We start from the raw sequence: 18,056 nt of genomic DNA, 5'->3' as shown, positions 1-18,056 counted from the left end.
AAATAGTCCATTACAAAATGGTAATAGTCATGAAGATGTCTTAAATCTTAAAGAAGGTTTAGTATTAGTTTTAGCTTTAGATAACCTTTCAATTAATGAAGAATTTGATTCTGATACAGAAAAAGCGGTAAGGGATTTCCAAGTCTATTATGGTTTAGTCGAGAATGGAATCGCTGATGAACCTACATTACAGAAGCTTGAAGAAACGGTTAATAATCCCTTCCAAAAGGGGAATCGTCATGACGATGTACCTAAGATTAAGGGGTATTTAATGTTATTAGGCTATGGCGATTTTAGTAGAACTACTTTATTCGGAATAGAAACTGAAACAGCAGTAAAAGAATTTCAAGCTGACTTTGGTTTAATAACAAATGGAATATTAGATGAGAAAGCTTATTTTGAACTAGAGTATGAAGCAACTCGTCCATTGGAAGAAGGAATGAGACGAGCAGATGTTGTAGACTTAAAGGTTGATTTACAAAATGTTGGTTTCGGTAATTTCTCAAATACAAATTATTATGGACCTCAAACAAGGGGAGTAGTAGAAGATTTTCAATCACAGTATGGTCTACCAGTAACCGGTATAGTTAATTCAGATACTCTATATAAATTAAACGAAATTTTAAGTAATCCTCTTCAAAGTGGAAATTACCATGATGATGCAGTTGAATTAAAAGAAATGTTGATGGCATTAGGTTATGGTGATTTTTCAAAAACACGTTATTATGGACCACAAACGGCTAGTGCTGTTAGAGAGTTTCAAGCGGATTATGGTCTACCTATTAGTGGTATAACGGATGAAATAACTCTAGAGCTACTTCAAGAATATGTGGTTAAAATATTTATCGATCCAGGCCATGGTGGAAGTGATCCTGGGGCAGTAGCTTATGGTTTGGAAGAAAAGGAAGTTGCTCTAGATATATCACTTAAATTAGGTAATGCGTTAATGAATAATTACAAAGGTGTTATTGTTGAATATGCTAGAACAGAAGATGAGTTTATTGAACTTGAAGATCGTTCTAAAATGGCCAATAACTGGGGAGCAGATTACTTCGTAAGTGTACACAGTAATGCTTATCTAGGACAGGGAAGTGGGTTCGAAACATATGTTCATACAAATGCTAGTAGCGAATCCCATCAGCGACAAAACACTATTCATACACATTTAGTTAACGAAATGAATCTTATTGATCGTGGTCAAAAGAATGCAAATTTTAATGTTTTAAGAAACACAGAAATGCCTGCTATTTTGTTAGAATATCTGTTTATCGATAATTACACGGAGAATCAAATGCTAAGAGATCCTTTTTATAGACAATCACTAGCAGATGTAACTGCAGAGGCAATTGCTGACTCATTTAATTTAGATTCAACTTAATTTAATATAAAAAAGGTCTGAATACAATCATTCAGACCTTTTGTTTTTTTCTATGAAATATCGCGATTTGATTGAATGAATTCCTTCATAAAGTAATAATACCCACTCTTTATCATCGCAATTTCACCAAGTGCATATTCCACCCCTGGAGCAGTATTGGCTTCAAACACATATGGTGTGCCATCTTGGTCTAGTCCAATATCGATTCCTAGTGAGCTTAATGTTTTACCGCTAATTTCTTCGATATGACCAGGCAACTCTTTACCGATATACTCTATTTCATCTTGGATGGTTTTCCAACAATCTGGGTAATTGACTTTCAGGAATGTCTCTAATTCTGAAACATACCCACCTTGAGCGACGTTAGAAACTACTTTCTGTCCGCTAGAGATTCGAACTAAGTTAATGGCAACTTCCCATTTCCCTTCCACATTTTTCTCTAATCTAATGCGGATATCAAACGGGTTATGGTTGGAGTCATAAGAGTGAATGTATTTTTGACAGACGTATTTTTTCTTTGTAACTAAATCACTTAAAAGCTTAACTAGTTCATCTCGGCTTAATACAGTCTCCTTGAGTGCATAGCTTATCTTAAAGGTATTTGAATCGATAAACTCAATCTTGTAAATGTTATCGCCTTTTTGACCAGTTTTCGGTTTTAAAATAATCTCATGGTGTTCAAACAAAAACTCAAAAATCTCTTTTGGCTGATCACTCGTTTTATAAGGTATAACAAGATGGTTAAACAATTCATTTTCACTTAATAGGCGATATAGCTTTGCTTTAGACCCTATTCGTTGGTTTGATAACGTACTGACTTCTTTTAAATACTTTAATACACTCTTGTATTTATAACAGAACGTAGACACATCTATAAACCTTGGTATTTCCACTTCACGCTCTTCCCACACATCATTCACTAGAACTTTACCGTTCGCTGTTCCTCGGTCCATATCAACGTCTTTTGGGCTGAAATAGACGAGTGTTAAATCATAGTGAGCACAAGCCTGGGACAACAATTTAAAGAAGTCTTTTGGCTTCCTAGAGTTACGCATGCACCCTACATAATTCACTTGTTTTTTAGAGCTAACGTTATTTTGTTTTTTTTGCTTTTTAAATGGTGCCGTTATTGAAAACATCATGAGTGATACCCCCGTTTCTTGTCTGTATTATTCCACAACTTGTTAGAAAATAATGTTAAAGGGGACTTACGTTTTTGTTTCGACAATTTTCGGTTGTGTAACGTTTATTACAAATCTTAGTACTTACGACTTAACTTAGTAGATCTTGTCCCGTTTTTGCGAAATGAATTGCATCATGAGCCTTAGGATGATAGTCATTATAAAGCTCAAATTCTTTAAACGTATGAACCTCCTCATACATTTGGATCATTTTCATATAAATCGAGACATCATTTTCTTCTCCGCTAGAATCCCAATACAAGATATCTAAGTTGACCTTTTCACCTGTAATGAGTGAATGTTTAGTGTACTGAATGCAGTCAGCTTTGTTAAAAGCTTCTCGACTGTAAAAACGCAATCTCTTACTCGTATCAGAATCATTGGGATCTTGTGGTTCAGCTTCTAATATTATAGTCTTCCCTTTTTTCTTCAATTTATGAATTAATTGTTTACCAATTCCTCTATGCCTCTTTGATCCTCTTACATACATATAGTCTACGAATATGAAACTTGGAAACTCAGCATATAATAAGACGTGTTGTTCACTGCAATCTAAATAATAGTAATCTTTTTCAGCTAACAATGTATCTAAGTGTTGTTTCGTTTTTAATTCTTCTTCTGGAAAGTATTCTTTCAACATTTCATACCAATTCATTAAATGTCACACCTCCTAGTGGACTTATTCAGCTATGGTATACCTCACAATTTGAAAAATAAACCCATTTAAATGAACCTTAACTAAACTGAAAAACTATATACAATTTTGTAATATAATTTTTGGTATATTCGAGTTTGAACTTGGGTATGTAGAGTATAGGTGATGCAAATGAATAAAGAGAAGATAGCAGTAATCGGATTAGGCTATGTCGGTTTACCGTTAGCTATTGAGCTTGCGAAGAAATATGACGTTGTAGGATTCGATATAAATGAAAGCAAGATTAATGAGTATAAAAAAGGAAATGACGTAACAGGAGAGGTAGGAGAGGAAGCGTTACGCCATACATCTATGACGTTTGCTAATGACGAATCGCTATTGTCAGATTGTCAGTTTTATATCGTATCGGTCCCAACACCAATTAATACTGATAAAACACCGGACCTAAATCCTGTCATTGGCGCAAGTCGAACAGTCGGCAGGCAGATGAAAGAAGGTTCAATCGTCGTATATGAGTCTACAGTATATCCTGGCACGACAGAAGAAGTCTGTGTTCCGATTCTTGAAGAAGAGTCGGGGTTGAAATTAAATGAAGGTTTTAAGGTCGGTTACTCGCCTGAACGTATTAATCCAGGTGATCAACAAAATACTATAACAAACATTGTTAAAATCGTCTCTGGTTCTGATGATGAAACGTTAGAGAGAGTGGCGAGTTTGTATGGGTCAGTCATTGAGGCGGGTGTGCACCAAGCGGAGTCGATTAAAGTGGCCGAGGCAGCGAAAGTGATTGAAAATGCTCAGCGCGATATTAATATTGCTTTTATGAACGAGCTTTCGATGGTATTCAATCGAATGAACATTCCAACGAAAGCAGTCCTTGAAGCAGCAGGGACGAAGTGGAACTTCCTTGAGTTTACGCCAGGATTAGTTGGGGGTCACTGTATCGGCGTTGACCCATACTATTTCACTTACAAAGCGGAGCAGCTCGGATACCATTCACAAATTGTGTTAGCCGGCCGTAAAATTAATGACGCGATGGGTAAACATGTCGCGTCAAATACAATTAAGAAAATGGTACAAGCCAAACAAGACTTATCACGTGCCAGAGTGGCCATTCTCGGACTAGCATTTAAAGAAAATGTACAAGATGTCCGCAACTCTAAAGTCGTCGATATCGTCAAAGAACTGCACGATTATGACATTGACGTATTAGTTCATGATCCACTTGTTAGAAATGAAGAAGTAGAATCTGAGTATGGGTTGACCATGAGTCGAGAAGAGGAGCTTGACGACTTAGACGCAATCATTGTTGCAGTTGGACATGACGAGATCAAGAAACGCTTCACACATGAGCGGCTACAATCGCTTTACAAAAATAAAAATAATAAGGTTCTGATCGATGTGAAGGAGATCTATGACCGAAACGAGTGTGAGCGAGAAGGGTACTATTATTGGAGTTTATAACTAGAGAATAAGTTTGATAATTAAGCGAAATTCACAATAATTAGGCGAAATCCAAAATAATTAAGCGAAATTCTCATTAATTAAGCGAACGCCTAATTAATCGGGCGTTCGCCTAATTCCTCGCCATGATCATCAAGCGACACCACACCAAAAGAAAAAGCTTTCCCCAACGATTGTTGAGGAAAGCTTCTATATTAATGTTGCTCATCTCCACCTTCACCTTCAGACTCTTCATCTTCTTCAGGTGTTGCCTCAATTAGCTGTAAGTGCTCTTTAAGTTTCATTCGAGCTTCAGCTAATGAATCCCGATCAGGCGTCTGATAACTAACGCCGCCAATCATTTGATGATACGTATCGAAATCAACAGACTCTAAATTATCACGATCAAAGTTGTTTAAGTTCATTAACATGCCGAAACCGTCACGGATTCGAACGTTTGTTGTAATTTCTTCACCGACCACTTCAGCAATTCGATCAACGCGCGTTAATGACTGTAACGACATCGCTTCATCAGCTAATGCGTTAAGAAACTCTTGCTGACGTTCAACGCGTCCTAAGTCACCGCGAGGATCTTCTTTCCTCATACGTACGAAGGCTAATGCTTCTTCGCCGTTTACATGTTGTTCACCTTCATAGAATTGTACGTAATAAGAGTCAGGTGCCATCGTTTTTTGTTCGAAGTCGAATGGTACATTAACCGTAACACCATCTAATACGTCAACAATTCGGATAAAGGCATCAAAGTCGACAGAAACATAATAATCGACCGGAATTTCTAGAAACTTTTCAACTGTATCGATTGCCATTTCTTTGCCACCGAAAGCATAAGCGTGGTTAATTTTATCAGTTCGTTCCATTCCAGCGAAGTCAACACGCGTATCACGTGGTATACTTAACATTTTCGCTGATTGATCATCAGGGTCAAAGGTTACTAGCATGAGTGTATCTGTTCTGCCTGATGCACCTTCAGTTTCATAGTCTTCTACACCCATGATTAATACAGAAAAAGGTTCATCACTGATATTTACAGCTTCATCTCTTAAATCTGATTGTTCGCGTCCTAAATCATCGTAAGAGCTACTAGCGGCTTGTAACGTTTGAAAAACAAAATACGAAGCGACACCACCAACAACTAAAAACAATGCGAATAATATATACATATAACGTTTTAAACGTCTCTTTTTACGCTTTTTACGTTGTTCAATTCTGCCCATTGTAGTATTCCCCTCTAAAGTAAACTAGTCATAACTCTATAAATTATAGAATGTTTTCACAAACTATGCAAACTCTATTTTGTAAGATTGGTATTGATTTTCATTTATTTACAGTCCATCATATGCTAATATGTATATGGGCTTCAATTCGATTAAAGAGGGATTTATAATGAATTTTACTATTTTAATAATAAGTTTTATTGTCGCGTTAATAACAGCATTGATTATGACGCCAGTAGTTAGAAAAATCGCGATTAAATATAGAATAGTCGATTGCCCTGACGAACGTAAAATGCACACCGAGGATAAGCCATATCTTGGTGGAATTGCTATTTTCTCAGGTGTTATGGTAGCTTATATCATGTTCTGGCCTGACCATGAACATCAACTAGCTATTATTGTTGGTGCATTCATAATGCTTTTAACAGGTTTCTTTGATGATCTTTTCAACCTTAGACCTGTATACAAGTTAGCCGGCCAAGGATTAGCAGCAGTAATCATCGTATCTTCAGGATTACTAATTGAGCGAATAAATATACCATTATTTGGCGAAATCGAGCTAAATAACTTAAGCATCATCGTAACTATTATATGGATTTTAGCCGTGTCCAATGCAATTAATTTAATTGATGGATTAGACGGCTTAGCAGCAGGCGTAACGAGCATTGCGCTATCAGCAATATTAGTTATGTCATTTATAGAAGGAAACCTTGCAGCCGCATTTCTAGCGATTATTTTATTAGGATCTAACTTAGGCTTCCTATATTATAATTTCAATCCAGCCAAGATATATATGGGTGACTCAGGGTCGCTCTTCTTAGGCTACATGGTTGCGATCATCTCAATGTTAGGACTATTTAAGAACGTCGCGCTATTTAGTTTCATCATTCCATTAATGGTTGTAGCCGTGCCGATTGTCGACACGCTTTTCACAATCGTTAGACGCTTGAAAAACGGTGAGAGCATTATGACAGCCGACCGAAAGCACATCCACCATCAATTAATCGATGCTGGGTTATCGCACCGCGCCGCTGTATTAGTCATCTATTTATTTAGTGGACTATTCGGCGCACTAGCCATTATGTTCGGCTATTCACCATTAGGCGCATCGATCTTGATTGCATTCTTAGCATTCCTGCTCATTCACATTATTGCTGAAATCGTAGGATTAGTATTAGGTGGGAAACAACCTGTTCTTAGCTTGCTTAAGAAAATGGTCAAGAAGCCAACTCAAAAACCTGAAAAAAGAGAAAGTCATTAAAAAAAGCTCAATCACGATTTGTGGTTGAGCTTTTTTTATCAGCGCTCGCCTCAATAATTAAGCGAAATTCTCGATAATTAGGCGAAATTTTCATTAATTGGGCGAATTTCTCGATAATTAGGCGAAATTCTAATTTATTAGGCGAACTCGACTCATAATTAAGCGAACGCACCTGCGCGCTGCCACACTGCCAGGAGCGAGCGCCTCATTAGCTGCTGGAACAAACTGGATTATCAGCGAAAAATTCGATATTCCGACGATAATCTCGATAATTCGGCGAAATTTCAAATATTCCGGCGAAACGCATCAAGAATCCGGCGAAAATCTCATTATTCCGGCGAACGCAATATTCGACAAACTTCGCCCAGCGTCGCTCGCACACACGCCAGCCCACCACACACAAAAACCCTCCGCAGCACACAACCGCAGAGGGCGTTCCTAACTCAAAATATCCCCAACAACTTCTTCTTTTTCACTTCCATCGGTGGATCGCCAATGACTAATTCGTCTTGAACGACTGCTTCAGCATTTTCCTTAAATAGTTCAACAACAAAATCGCCGTAGCGTTTACTAATTACCTCGTAAGCTTCTTCCATATAAAAGCCGCGCGTTGTCGTGTTGTGCGCGTCTGATGCGATAAAGTGAACGAGGTTCGCTTCAATTAACTGAAAGCAGAAGCTCTGGATCTTCTTTCCGAACTTCCCAGCAACACTTGAAGCGGTAAGTTGTGTTAATGTCCCTCGCTTCACAAATTCGTACAAGATGTTCGGATGCTTTACAAAAGCGCTATTGCGTTCTGGGTGTACGATGACCGGTTGGTATCCCATGCGCTGGATTTCAAATAGTTTGTCCTTCGTATAACGCGGTACTTGTGAAGACGGTAGTTCGACTAATATGTATTTCGTCTCATCGCCTAATGGCATCGCTGTACGTTCTTCTAATATAGACTCAATATCACCGTTAATTCGAATCTCCTGGCCGGGTAATACCGTTAAGTCAATGTTCCGTTGTTCGAATTCGGCATTTAAAGTTGCAACACGTTCGATGACGTTCTCTCTCTCATTTTCGTATCGACCGTTTAAATGGTGGGGTGTTGCATAAATAGTCGTGATTCCTTCCTGACGAGCTTGGTGTGCCATCTTGACGCTATCTTCTATCGTTTGCGCACCGTCGTCAACGTTTGGAAGGATGTGACTGTGTAAATCGATCATAAAAGGTCCTCCTGTTGACTATAGTTATCCTTATTATCGACAAAATTCTCGCCTATTTTATCCGACAATATAACTATCTTTCTACTTAATATAAAAGTCTCACAGGCCTATATACCTATGAGACTTCTAATTTCTAACTTTAGTTATAGTAATATAAGTAGTTACTATCTTTAATATCTTTATCGTTTAACACAGCACCGAGTAAGTTTGCGTTTGCTTGTTCTAACAATTCTTTCGCGCGCTTGGCTGCATCTTTTTCTGTCTTTTTACTGCGGACGACGAGTAAAGCACCGTCAGTTTCGTTTGCTAAAATCTGTGGATCCGTTACAGCTAATACTGGTGGTGTATCGAAAATCACTAAATCATAGCTCTGCTTTGCAATGCCGATTAGTTCTCGCATTCTATTAGAAGCAAGCAACTCTGAAGGATTCGGTGGAATTGGCCCACAAGTTAATAGGTCTAGATTATCTACTTTTGACTCATGTACAAGCTGTTCTAACGTATGATCGCCAACTAATAGGTTACTAAGTCCGAACGTATTACTAATACGGAAAGTGTAATGAACAGTTGGACGACGCAAATCTGCATCAACTAACAGTACTTTCTTCCCTTGTTGTGCAAAGGCGATCGCTAAGTTAGCAGCTGTAAGACTTTTACCTTCACTTTGAGTCGTTGACGTCACGATCATTGTTGAAAGTTCGTTATCAACTGATGAAAATTGTAAGTTCGTTCTTAACGTTCTATATTGTTCACTGACTGGTGATTTAGGCTGTTCATGAGTGACTAACGTTTTATGATGTTGTGCTCTTTGTAATGTCGTTTTACGAGCCAATATTAACACCCTTTCTCGCCTTACGCGACTTTCTAGTTGCATTACCTTCTTCTGGGTCGATTGTTGAGATAATACCCATCACTGGCATTTCTAATGAACTCTCAAGATCTTCTTCAGTCTTAATCGTATTATCTAAGTACTCAAGTAAGAAAGCTAAACCAACACCAACCATTAAACCTAACACTAACGCGATCGCTAGATTCAGTGATAAGTTCGGGCTAATTTGAGAAGGGTCTGCTTGATGCATCGCTTCAGATAAAATACCGACGTTATCAACATTCATATAAGAAGGAATCTCATTTTTAAAGATTTCAACTGTCGTATTGGCAATGTCTACTGCTTGATCGTGATCAGGCCCAGTCACTTGGACGCTAACAACTTGTGACTGATCCGCATTGTTTACACTAATACGGTTAGCTAACTGACTAGCTGACAAGTCTAAACCTAGATCATCGATTACTAAATCTAAAATAGCAGGACTTTGAATAATGACATTATAAGTATTAATTAATTCTACATTTGTTCTAATTTCATTTGATGTAATTTCCTGCTGTTGTTGATCAGCTTGGTTAACGATAAACTGTGAATTCGCTTCATATTGAGGTGTCATAAAAAATGTCGTCGCAACAAAACTCAACACTAAAGCAATCGCTGTCACAATCGCTATTAAACCTAAACGTTTCTTTAAAATTTCCCAAATCTCTTGAAGTGAAATTGTTTCTTCCATCTGTTTTTTCCTCCGGTACTTCCAATTATCGTAAATATCATTTAAAAATTATACCACAATCTACTAATTTTTTTGTAGAAAAATTGAGTTTTCTGTCAAATTGTCTTATAATTCATATAAATCATTATACCAAATAACCACCACATAAACCTACTATTTCCAAAAAGTACTGTAACAAATTTGAAATAAACTTACCAATTTTTGTTGAATTTCCAATTTTCGTTTGCTAGTATTATTCACAGCGTAATTAATATAGTTAAATAGGCCTAAGGGGAGAGGTTAAAATAACTATTCAACTTTACATGCCGTATAACGATGTAAAGTGTCGGGACTTATATTATGGGGATATTTACGAAGGGGACAGGTTCATATGACTTATCGAAAGCGGTTGTCTAGTCTAATCTTTTTAGACACGTTGATCGTACTTGGGTCTATATACCTAAGCACACTAATTCTTTACAACACTTTTGTGATCGATGAAGCAATCATTATGCTTTCATCAGCCATTCTATTAGCTATGCACCATTTATTAGCAATGGCACGGGGACTCTATCACAAAGTATGGGAGTATGCTAGTATACGAGAATTAATGGCGATCTTTTATGTCGTCACACTATCAATCGCAGTAACAGCTATGGCACAACTCGTCATCTTTGGAACAGTTTACATAAGAGCATTAGCTGTGGCATGGATGTTACACATATTATTAATTGGTGGCTCGCGCTTTGCTTGGCGAATTATTAGAGATGAATTCATTAAAGGCAGAAGCAAAGGTCAGAAGCGCACGCTCGTCGTCGGAGCTGGAGCTGGAGGCGCAATGGTCGCTCGTCAATTGCAATCAAGTGATGCAAGCGAATTGAATCCAGTAGCCTTTATAGACGATGACTTTACGAAAAAAAACATGCAGCTATTAGGCATTCCAGTCGCAGGAAAAGTTAAACATTTAAAAGAAGTGGTGGAAGATTACGACATAGACCATATCATCATAGCCATTCCTTCACTAACCCGCGAACGTTTGAATGAGATCTTCAGCAAATGTTCAGAGACAAAAGTTAAAACACAAATCATTCCGAAGTTTGAAGACTTAGCAACAGGTAAGATCTCAGTAAGTCAATTACGAGATGTTGAAGTAGAAGACTTACTAGGCCGTGACCCAATTGATTTAGACATGGACAGTATTGCCGAGACTATTGGAGGGCGCACGGTTTTAATTACAGGAGCGGGTGGTTCAATCGGGTCAGAAATATGCCGACAAATAGCCCCGTTTGAACCAGAACACATGATCATCCTCGGTCATGGAGAGAACAGCATTTACCAAATCGAAAGAGACTTACGAAATCGTTATGAAGGTCAGTTTACGATTACACCGATCATAGCCGATATAAAAGATCGAGATCGCATCTTTGAAATAATGAAGCAGTACAAGCCAGATGTTGTCTACCACGCAGCAGCCCATAAACACGTACCATTAATGGAATTCAATCCACGTGAAGCCGTGAAAAATAACGTCTTCGGTACGAAAAATGTCGCAGATGCAGCTGATGAGCACAACGTCGGAACATTTGTACTCGTTTCAACCGATAAAGCGGTTAACCCAACAAACGTCATGGGTGCAACAAAACGCGTTGCCGAAATGATTATCCAAAACTTATCACAAAGAAGCGAGACGCGATTTTTAGCCGTCCGTTTCGGAAACGTCTTAGGTAGCCGTGGTAGTGTGATCCCACTATTCAAAGAACAAATCCGTCAAGGTGGACCAGTCACTGTGACAGACCCAGAGATGACGCGCTACTTCATGACGATTCCAGAAGCAAGCCAGCTCGTCATTCAAGCCGGGTCATTAGCACGCGGTGGCGAAATCTTTGTCTTAGACATGGGCGAACCAGTTAAAATAGTTGATCTAGCCAAAAACTTAATCAAACTATCAGGCTACACACACGATGAGATCGGCATTGAATTCACAGGCATCCGCCCAGGTGAGAAAATGTACGAAGAACTCCTCGGTGAAGACGAAATCTCAGATAAACAAGTCTTCCCGAAAATCTACATCGGAAAATGCACATTCGATAATGTACGCGGGGTACATCAAGCCGTTGACGGTCTGTTAGAGAATAATGAAGATCAGCTAAAAGGCGAGTTAATGGAATTTATCGAAGTGAAACCAGAAGAAGTAACCGAATTAGCTTAACTTAATGATTATGACTGGAAGGAAGTTCAACAATGTCTAATGAACGAATATACTTGTCGTCACCTCATATGAGTGATGAAGGTTACGAACAACAATATGTACAAGAAGCATTTGATACAAACTGGATTGCACCACTAGGTAGTAATGTGAACGGTTTTGAACAAGAGTTAGCCGATAAAGTTGGAATTAAATCAGCTGCTGCACTGTCGTCAGGTACAGCAGCTATTCATTTAGCGTTAAGAGCTGCTGAAGTTGGACAAAATGACATCGTTTTTTGTCCGACTTTAACCTTCTCAGCAACGGCCAACCCAATCATTTATCAAGGTGCAACACCCGTATTTATCGATAGCGATTATAAAACGTGGAATATGTGCCCTGAAGCATTAGAAGAAGCTTTTAAAAAGTACCCTGAAGTAAAAGCAGTTATCGTTGTTCACCTTTACGGACTATCAGCAGACTTAGACCGCATTGTAGAACTTTGTAATCAATATAACGTTACATTAATTGAAGATGCTGCAGAATCACTCGGTACTTATTACAAGGGGAAACAAACAGGAACATTTGGTGATTACGGTATATTTTCATTCAATGGCAACAAAATCATTACCACTTCTGGTGGAGGAATGCTCGTTTCGAATAATGAAGAAATGGTGGAAAAAGCAAGGTTCTGGGCGACACAGTCACGTGACCAAGCCCGACACTATCAACATAGTGAACTGGGTTTTAACTACCGAATGAGCAATGTTGTCGCTGGTATTGGTAGGGGGCAACTCAAGGTACTAAATGAACGAGTTCAAAAGAAGAAAGAAATCTATGAAACTTATAAACAAGAGTTAAGTGAACTAGATGGTATTGGCTTCATGCCAAAAAACGACTTTGATGACCCTAACTACTGGTTAAGTTGTATTACACTCAATGGAAGTGTAAAACCAACTGACATTATGGATGCATTAGATGCAGAAAATATTGAATCAAGACCAATTTGGAAGCCAATGCATATCCAACCTTACTTTAAACAGTATGACTTTGTTGGAGAAGGTGTGGCAGAGAAGTTGTTTGAGACAGGCGTTTGTTTACCGTCTGATACTAAGATGACTGATAAACAAGTTAGTAGAATTATAAATAATATTAAGTCAATGTGGTGGTTAAATGTTAAATAGTTTATATCGAAATTATTTTAAGAGGGTAATAGATTTCACTCTTGCATTAATAGCAATTATTTTACTGAGCCCGATCCTTGTTTTAGTTGCTCTTTTAGTAAGGGTTAAATTAGGAAGTCCAGTTCTTTTCAAGCAAGATCGGCCTGGTCTTAATGAGAAGATATTTACAATGTATAAATTTAGGACTATGACTGATGAGAAGGATGAACAAGGAGAATTACTTCCTAATGAATTGAGACATACTAACTTTGGTAAGTTTCTAAGAAGTACTAGCTTAGATGAATTGCCTGAATTAATTAATGTCTTGAAGGGTGATATGAGTATTGTTGGTCCAAGACCATTATTAGTAGAGTATTTGGATTTGTATAATGATTATCAAAGCAGACGTCATGATGTTAGGCCGGGGGTAACTGGTCTTGCTCAAGTTAATGGTAGAAATACTATATCGTGGGAAGAAAAGTTTAATTATGATATTAAATATGTGGACAATATTTCTTTTTTAATCGATTTTAATATCATTTCAAAAACCTTCATGAAAGTTTTTAGACGCGAAGGTGTTAATAAAAATAACAATGTAACTATGAATAAATTTACTGGTACTAAGAGATAAATCCTGATACGTAATATTCCGAGGTGGATAGATTGACAAAAAAAGATATTTATATTGTTGGAGCTGGAACCTATGGAGAAACTATGGTAGAACTAGCTGAATCATTGAATTATAACGTTAAAGGTTTCTACGACGAAGATATTGGAAAACAAGGAAATGTCGTTATGGGTATACCTATAATTAATCAATATTCTATGTTGGAAAAAGCCGATATAAAAAACAACCAGTTTATAGTAGCCATAGGGAATAATGAGTTGAGACAAAAAATAATGAAAACCATTAATGATCTTGGTGGTATTACCCCTACATTAATTCACCCTAATGCAACTGTAAGTCCAAGTGCAGAAGTTGGGCAAGGTGTATATATCCAGGCGAATTCTACTGTCTGGACCAAAGTCAAAATTAGTGACTACACGATTATAAGTCCTGGGGTTGTAATTGCACACCATACTACAGTTGGTGAATCAAGTTTAATTTCAACTCAAACTGCTGTGGGGGCTTCTTTAGATATAGGTAGTAAAGTATTTTTGGGTATGAATAGTACTATTATAACAGGCGTTTCTTACATTGGTGATAATACTACTATTGGAGCGGGAGCTGTTGTTATTAATAATGCAGAGAAAAATAGTGTCTACGCTGGTGTTCCTGCAAAAAAAATAAGGTAAATAAATTAGGAGTACTGTATGATGAGAGTGTTAATAGTATCAAATTCAATTAACGGAATTTATAATTTCCGTGAAGAACTAGTTGATAGTTTATTACTTGAAGGGTATGAGGTGCTGATAGCTGCACCTGAAGATGAAAAGACCTCATATTTCGAAGATAAGGGTTGTAAATGTTTAATTACTCCTATTAATAGACGAGGAACTAACCCTTTTACTGACTTTAAGTTATTATTGAGATATTTCAGGATGATAAAAAAGCATAAGCCTAATGTCATTCTAACATATACCATTAAACCCAACGTATATGGTGGGTTGGCAAGTAGATTGTGTAAAGTACCATATATCACAAATGTCACAGGTTTGGGGACTTCGATAGAAAGTGGTAAATTAATAAGGAAGTTATCACTTTTTTTATATAAGATTGGACTAAAAGGTGCAAATTATGTTTTCTTCCAGAATAAGTCGAATATGAATTACTTCGTTAATAAAAAGATAGTTGATAAAAAGTATGGATTATTACCAGGTTCAGGGGTTAATTTGATGAAACATTCTTTTAAATCATACCCTAACCATACAAGCTCTATAAGATTTGTTTTCATTGGAAGAGTAATGAAGGCAAAAGGTGTTAACGAACTATTAGAAGCCATGAAAATTATAAAAGTAAATTATCCTAATGTCTGTCTTGATATTATTGGTGGGAAAGAAGAGAATTTCAATTACCTATTAGATGATTTAGAAGAAAGAGGAATTATAAATTATCATGGTAGACAAGAGGATGTTAGACCTTATATTAAAAGAAGTCATGCATTGATAAACCCTTCTTACCATGAAGGGATGTCTAATGTTTTATTAGAAGCTGCATCTGCTGGACGCCCCATTTTGGCGTCAGATGTCCCGGGGTGTAAAGAGGCTTTAGACCAAGGTGTTAGTGGTTTTACTTTTGAAGTGAAGAATGTCAATAGTTTAGTTGGAAGCCTTACAAAGTTTATTGAGCTATCATTTGAGGAGAAAAAAACTATGGGGGTAAAAGCTAGACACAAAATGGAAGAGGAGTTCGACAGGAACTTAATAGTTAATGCATATTTAAAAGAAATAAATAAAGCAGTAAATACTGTGTAGAAAGGTGAAGTTATTATGGACCTTATCAAAAATATTATTAATAAGAAAGAAATAATTTCAATATTAGGACTAGGTTATGTGGGAATGCCAATAGCAGTAGCCTTCGCAAAAAAGATAGATGTAATAGGGTTTGATATTAACGAAACAAAAGTGCAGCAATATAAAGACGGTGTTGATCCAACAAAAGAAGTGGGTAATGAAGTAATCCAAAACACAACGGTTGATTTTACATCTGATGAAAAGAGATTAGAGGAGGCAAAATTTCATATTGTAGCAGTACCAACGCCAGTTAGGGACGACCATACACCAAACCTAAAACCGTTAGAATCTGCTAGCCGAACTCTAGGAAGAAACTTAACTAAAGGTTCAATTGTTGTCTTTGAATCAACTGTTTATCCAGGTGTAACCGAAGATATATGTGTTCCTATTTTAGAAAAAGAGTCTGGTCTGAAATGTGGAGAAGACTTTAAAGTTGGTTATTCACCGGAGAGAATAAATCCAGGTGATAAAGAACATAGACTTGAAAACATTGTTAAAGTTGTTTCGGGGATGGATGAAGAAACACTTGATACAATTGCAAAAGTTTATGAGTTAGTTGTTGATGTTGGAGTACATAGGGCTGAAAGTATAAAAGTAGCTGAAGCTGCAAAAGTAATAGAAAATGCTCAACGTGATATCAACATCGCATTCATGAATGAATTATCTATTATATTTAATAAGATGAACATTGATACAAATGCTGTGTTAAAAGCAGCCGGAACCAAGTGGAACTTCCTTAAATTCCATCCTGGATTAGTCGGTGGTCATTGTATTGGTGTTGATCCATACTACCTAACTTACAAAGCAGAACAGCTAGGTTATCACTCACAAATTATTCTTTCAGGAAGAAAGATTAATGATGATATGGGTAAGTACGTTGCTGAAAATACAGTTAAAAAGATGATTAAGGCCAAAAAGCAAATCAGTGGCTCTAAAGTTGCAATCTATGGTTTTACGTTTAAAGAGAATACTCCTGATGTAAGAAATACTAGAGTTATAGATATAGTGAATGAGTTAAAAGATTATGGAGTTGAAGTTGAAATTATAGATCCAGTAGCTGATCAAGAAGATTTACAATTGGCTTATGGATTAGAGGTAACAGATAAAAAAGATGTTAAAAACGTAGATGCTGTAATTTTTGCTGTTAATCATGAGGAGTTCCAATCCTATAATCTTGATGAGCTAAAACAAGTATACAGATGTACCGAGAAAGCAATATCTGAAGCATATAATGAAATAGCTGCTACATCGGATTCTAACTCTGAGATAAAAGAAGATTTAGTATTAATAGATATTAAAGGTGTATTTGGTCGAAAAGAAGCAGAGGATGCTGGTTATAATTACTGGAGGTTATAAAATGGGGTACAAAGATATTAATTTCCCAGAAGGAAGTAAGTTTCTTGTTACCGGTTCAGCTGGATTTATAGGTTCTAATCTAGTGGAAGCAATTTTGAATTTAGGCTACGAAGTTAGAGGCCTCGACAACTTTTCAACAGGCAAGAAGGGAAATGTTGAAGAGTTTATAAATCACCCAAATTATGAATTTGTTGAAGGTGACATTACAGACTTAGACACATGTTTATCTGTATGTGATGGTGTTGACTTTGTACTTCATCAGGCAGCTTGGGGAAGTGTGCCAAGAAGTATAGAGATGCCACTTTTTTATGAAGAAGTTAACATTAAAGGGACGTTAAACATGTTAGAAGCGGCTAGGCAAAAAGGTGTTAAAAAGTTTGTCTATGCCTCTAGTTCTTCAGTTTATGGGGACGAACCGACTTTGCCAAAAGTAGAAGGTGGAGAAGGAAATGTTCTATCTCCATATGCTTTAACTAAAAAAGTAAATGAAGAGTACGCAAAGCTCTATAAGGATCTTTATGATTTGGATACATATGGTTTGCGTTACTTTAATGTTTTTGGCCGTCGTCAAGATCCTAATGGAGCATATGCTGCTGTGATTCCAAAGTTTATTAAACAGTTACTAAATGATGAGCAACCATTAATTAACGGTGATGGGAAACAAAGTAGGGATTTCACTTATATAGAAAACGTCATTGATGCTAATCTTAAAGCTTGCACTGCTGGATCTTTAGCAGCTGGGCGGGCGTATAATATAGCTTATGGGGGTAGAGAGTTTTTAATTGATATTTATAAAAACTTAAATAGTGCGTTAGGGAAGGATATAAAACCAGTGTTTGGACCTGAGCGTAAAGGGGATATAAAACATAGTAATGCTGACATTACATATGCTCAAGAGCAAATAGGTTATGAACCAGATTGGAACTTTGCACGTGGTATAAGTGAAGCGATTAGTTGGTATGAAACAAACTTACAAAAAGTCAGCCGGTAAATAAT

Annotated in this window: 16 protein-coding genes; 10 read left to right on the top strand and 6 right to left on the bottom strand. The window is 37.1% G+C overall.

The genetic code is table 11. The features are described 5' to 3' along the window. Positions 1–1,378: peptidoglycan-binding protein (locus tag AHA02nite_RS12210; RefSeq protein ID WP_174758197.1), on the top strand; the 1,378-nt coding region annotated here is incomplete at its 5' end. Positions 1,379–1,428: 50 nt separating this feature from the next. Here the strand turns inward: AHA02nite_RS12210 and AHA02nite_RS12205 are convergent. Further along, positions 1,429–2,520 carry a YheC/YheD family protein gene (locus tag AHA02nite_RS12205; RefSeq protein WP_146817687.1) on the bottom strand — a complete coding sequence of 364 codons (1,092 nt, stop codon included), beginning with the start codon at positions 2,518–2,520 and terminating at the stop codon, positions 1,429–1,431. A 130-nt stretch (positions 2,521–2,650) separates the two neighbouring features. After that, on the bottom strand, positions 2,651–3,214 hold the full coding sequence (locus AHA02nite_RS12200; protein ID WP_146817685.1) for a GNAT family protein: 564 nt from the start codon (positions 3,212–3,214) through the stop codon (positions 2,651–2,653). A gap of 171 nt (positions 3,215–3,385) precedes the next feature. Between AHA02nite_RS12200 and AHA02nite_RS12195 the strand changes: the two genes are divergently transcribed. Next, complete coding sequence (locus tag AHA02nite_RS12195) at positions 3,386–4,678, top strand: nucleotide sugar dehydrogenase (RefSeq protein WP_146817683.1); 1,293 nt, start codon at positions 3,386–3,388, stop codon at positions 4,676–4,678. Between the two features lie 194 nt (positions 4,679–4,872). Here AHA02nite_RS12195 and AHA02nite_RS12190 read toward each other — a convergent pair whose 3' ends face one another. Next, positions 4,873–5,892: an LCP family protein gene (locus tag AHA02nite_RS12190; RefSeq protein WP_146817681.1), complete on the bottom strand. Its 1,020-nt coding sequence runs from the start codon at positions 5,890–5,892 to the stop codon at positions 4,873–4,875. Positions 5,893–6,061: 169 nt separating this feature from the next. Between AHA02nite_RS12190 and AHA02nite_RS12185 the strand changes: the two genes are divergently transcribed. Next, complete coding sequence (locus AHA02nite_RS12185) at positions 6,062–7,153, top strand: glycosyltransferase family 4 protein (protein WP_307724926.1); 1,092 nt, start codon at positions 6,062–6,064, stop codon at positions 7,151–7,153. Positions 7,154–7,596: 443 nt separating this feature from the next. Here the strand turns inward: AHA02nite_RS12185 and AHA02nite_RS12180 are convergent, their stop codons facing one another. The 3 genes from AHA02nite_RS12180 to AHA02nite_RS12170 all read right to left on the bottom strand — a co-directional run bounded on the left by AHA02nite_RS12180 (position 7,597) and on the right by AHA02nite_RS12170 (position 9,923). After that, positions 7,597–8,364 carry a tyrosine-protein phosphatase gene (locus AHA02nite_RS12180; RefSeq protein ID WP_146817679.1) on the bottom strand — a complete coding sequence of 256 codons (768 nt, stop codon included), beginning with the start codon at positions 8,362–8,364 and terminating at the stop codon, positions 7,597–7,599. Between the two features lie 139 nt (positions 8,365–8,503). Further along, a complete protein-coding gene (locus tag AHA02nite_RS12175; protein WP_146817677.1) occupies positions 8,504–9,196 on the bottom strand; it encodes a CpsD/CapB family tyrosine-protein kinase in 693 nt (230 codons plus the stop codon). After that, entirely contained in the window at positions 9,186–9,923 is a 738-nt protein-coding gene (locus AHA02nite_RS12170) for a YveK family protein (RefSeq protein ID WP_146817676.1), read from the bottom strand. The genes AHA02nite_RS12175 and AHA02nite_RS12170 overlap by 11 nt, the downstream gene beginning before the upstream one ends. A 370-nt stretch (positions 9,924–10,293) precedes the next feature. Between AHA02nite_RS12170 and AHA02nite_RS12165 the strand changes: the two genes are divergently transcribed. From AHA02nite_RS12165 to AHA02nite_RS12135, 7 genes are read left to right on the top strand one after another with little or no spacing between them, the layout of a single operon-like run. Then, positions 10,294–12,111: a polysaccharide biosynthesis protein gene (locus tag AHA02nite_RS12165; RefSeq protein ID WP_146817674.1), complete on the top strand. Its 1,818-nt coding sequence runs from the start codon at positions 10,294–10,296 to the stop codon at positions 12,109–12,111. Between the two features lie 32 nt (positions 12,112–12,143). After that, positions 12,144–13,271 carry a DegT/DnrJ/EryC1/StrS family aminotransferase gene (locus AHA02nite_RS12160; RefSeq protein ID WP_146817673.1) on the top strand — a complete coding sequence of 376 codons (1,128 nt, stop codon included), beginning with the start codon at positions 12,144–12,146 and terminating at the stop codon, positions 13,269–13,271. Then, positions 13,261–13,881 carry a sugar transferase gene (locus AHA02nite_RS12155; RefSeq protein ID WP_146817671.1) on the top strand — a complete coding sequence of 207 codons (621 nt, stop codon included), beginning with the start codon at positions 13,261–13,263 and terminating at the stop codon, positions 13,879–13,881. Before AHA02nite_RS12160 ends, AHA02nite_RS12155 begins: the two co-directional genes overlap by 11 nt. A gap of 32 nt (positions 13,882–13,913) precedes the next feature. Further along, a complete protein-coding gene (locus AHA02nite_RS12150) occupies positions 13,914–14,546 on the top strand; it encodes a NeuD/PglB/VioB family sugar acetyltransferase (RefSeq protein ID WP_146817669.1) in 633 nt (210 codons plus the stop codon). 21 nt (positions 14,547–14,567) lie between these two features. Further along, positions 14,568–15,665, top strand: coding sequence for a glycosyltransferase family 4 protein (locus AHA02nite_RS12145; RefSeq protein WP_246118859.1), 1,098 nt, complete (start codon positions 14,568–14,570; stop codon positions 15,663–15,665). A gap of 15 nt (positions 15,666–15,680) precedes the next feature. Then, a complete protein-coding gene (locus AHA02nite_RS12140; RefSeq protein ID WP_146817665.1) occupies positions 15,681–17,060 on the top strand; it encodes a nucleotide sugar dehydrogenase in 1,380 nt (459 codons plus the stop codon). A 1-nt stretch (position 17,061) separates the two neighbouring features. Beyond that, positions 17,062–18,051, top strand: coding sequence for an SDR family oxidoreductase (locus AHA02nite_RS12135; RefSeq protein WP_146817664.1), 990 nt, complete (start codon positions 17,062–17,064; stop codon positions 18,049–18,051). Positions 18,052–18,056: the final 5 nt, after the last annotated feature.

The sequence above is a fragment of the Alkalibacillus haloalkaliphilus genome (assembly GCF_007991275.1).
GTDB lineage: Bacteria > Bacillota > Bacilli > Bacillales > Alkalibacillaceae > Alkalibacillus > Alkalibacillus haloalkaliphilus.
This window is presented reverse-complemented; position numbering and strand designations above follow the sequence as displayed.

What these genes read in the sequence shown, in the direction of transcription:
- AHA02nite_RS12205 (WP_146817687.1), bottom strand. Translation starts at nt 2,520, where the DNA reads ATGATGTTTTCAATAACGGCACCATTTAAAAAGCAAAAAAAACAAAAT.
- AHA02nite_RS12200 (WP_146817685.1), bottom strand. Translation starts at nt 3,214, where the DNA reads ATGAATTGGTATGAAATGTTGAAAGAATACTTTCCAGAAGAAGAATTA.
- AHA02nite_RS12195 (WP_146817683.1), top strand. Translation starts at nt 3,386, where the DNA reads ATGAATAAAGAGAAGATAGCAGTAATCGGATTAGGCTATGTCGGTTTA.
- AHA02nite_RS12190 (WP_146817681.1), bottom strand. Translation starts at nt 5,892, where the DNA reads ATGGGCAGAATTGAACAACGTAAAAAGCGTAAAAAGAGACGTTTAAAA.
- AHA02nite_RS12185 (WP_307724926.1), top strand. Translation starts at nt 6,062, where the DNA reads ATGAATTTTACTATTTTAATAATAAGTTTTATTGTCGCGTTAATAACA.
- AHA02nite_RS12180 (WP_146817679.1), bottom strand. Translation starts at nt 8,364, where the DNA reads ATGATCGATTTACACAGTCACATCCTTCCAAACGTTGACGACGGTGCG.
- AHA02nite_RS12170 (WP_146817676.1), bottom strand. Translation starts at nt 9,923, where the DNA reads ATGGAAGAAACAATTTCACTTCAAGAGATTTGGGAAATTTTAAAGAAA.
- AHA02nite_RS12165 (WP_146817674.1), top strand. Translation starts at nt 10,294, where the DNA reads ATGACTTATCGAAAGCGGTTGTCTAGTCTAATCTTTTTAGACACGTTG.
- AHA02nite_RS12160 (WP_146817673.1), top strand. Translation starts at nt 12,144, where the DNA reads ATGTCTAATGAACGAATATACTTGTCGTCACCTCATATGAGTGATGAA.
- AHA02nite_RS12155 (WP_146817671.1), top strand. Translation starts at nt 13,261, where the DNA reads ATGTTAAATAGTTTATATCGAAATTATTTTAAGAGGGTAATAGATTTC.
- AHA02nite_RS12145 (WP_246118859.1), top strand. Translation starts at nt 14,568, where the DNA reads ATGAGAGTGTTAATAGTATCAAATTCAATTAACGGAATTTATAATTTC.
- AHA02nite_RS12140 (WP_146817665.1), top strand. Translation starts at nt 15,681, where the DNA reads ATGGACCTTATCAAAAATATTATTAATAAGAAAGAAATAATTTCAATA.
- AHA02nite_RS12135 (WP_146817664.1), top strand. Translation starts at nt 17,062, where the DNA reads ATGGGGTACAAAGATATTAATTTCCCAGAAGGAAGTAAGTTTCTTGTT.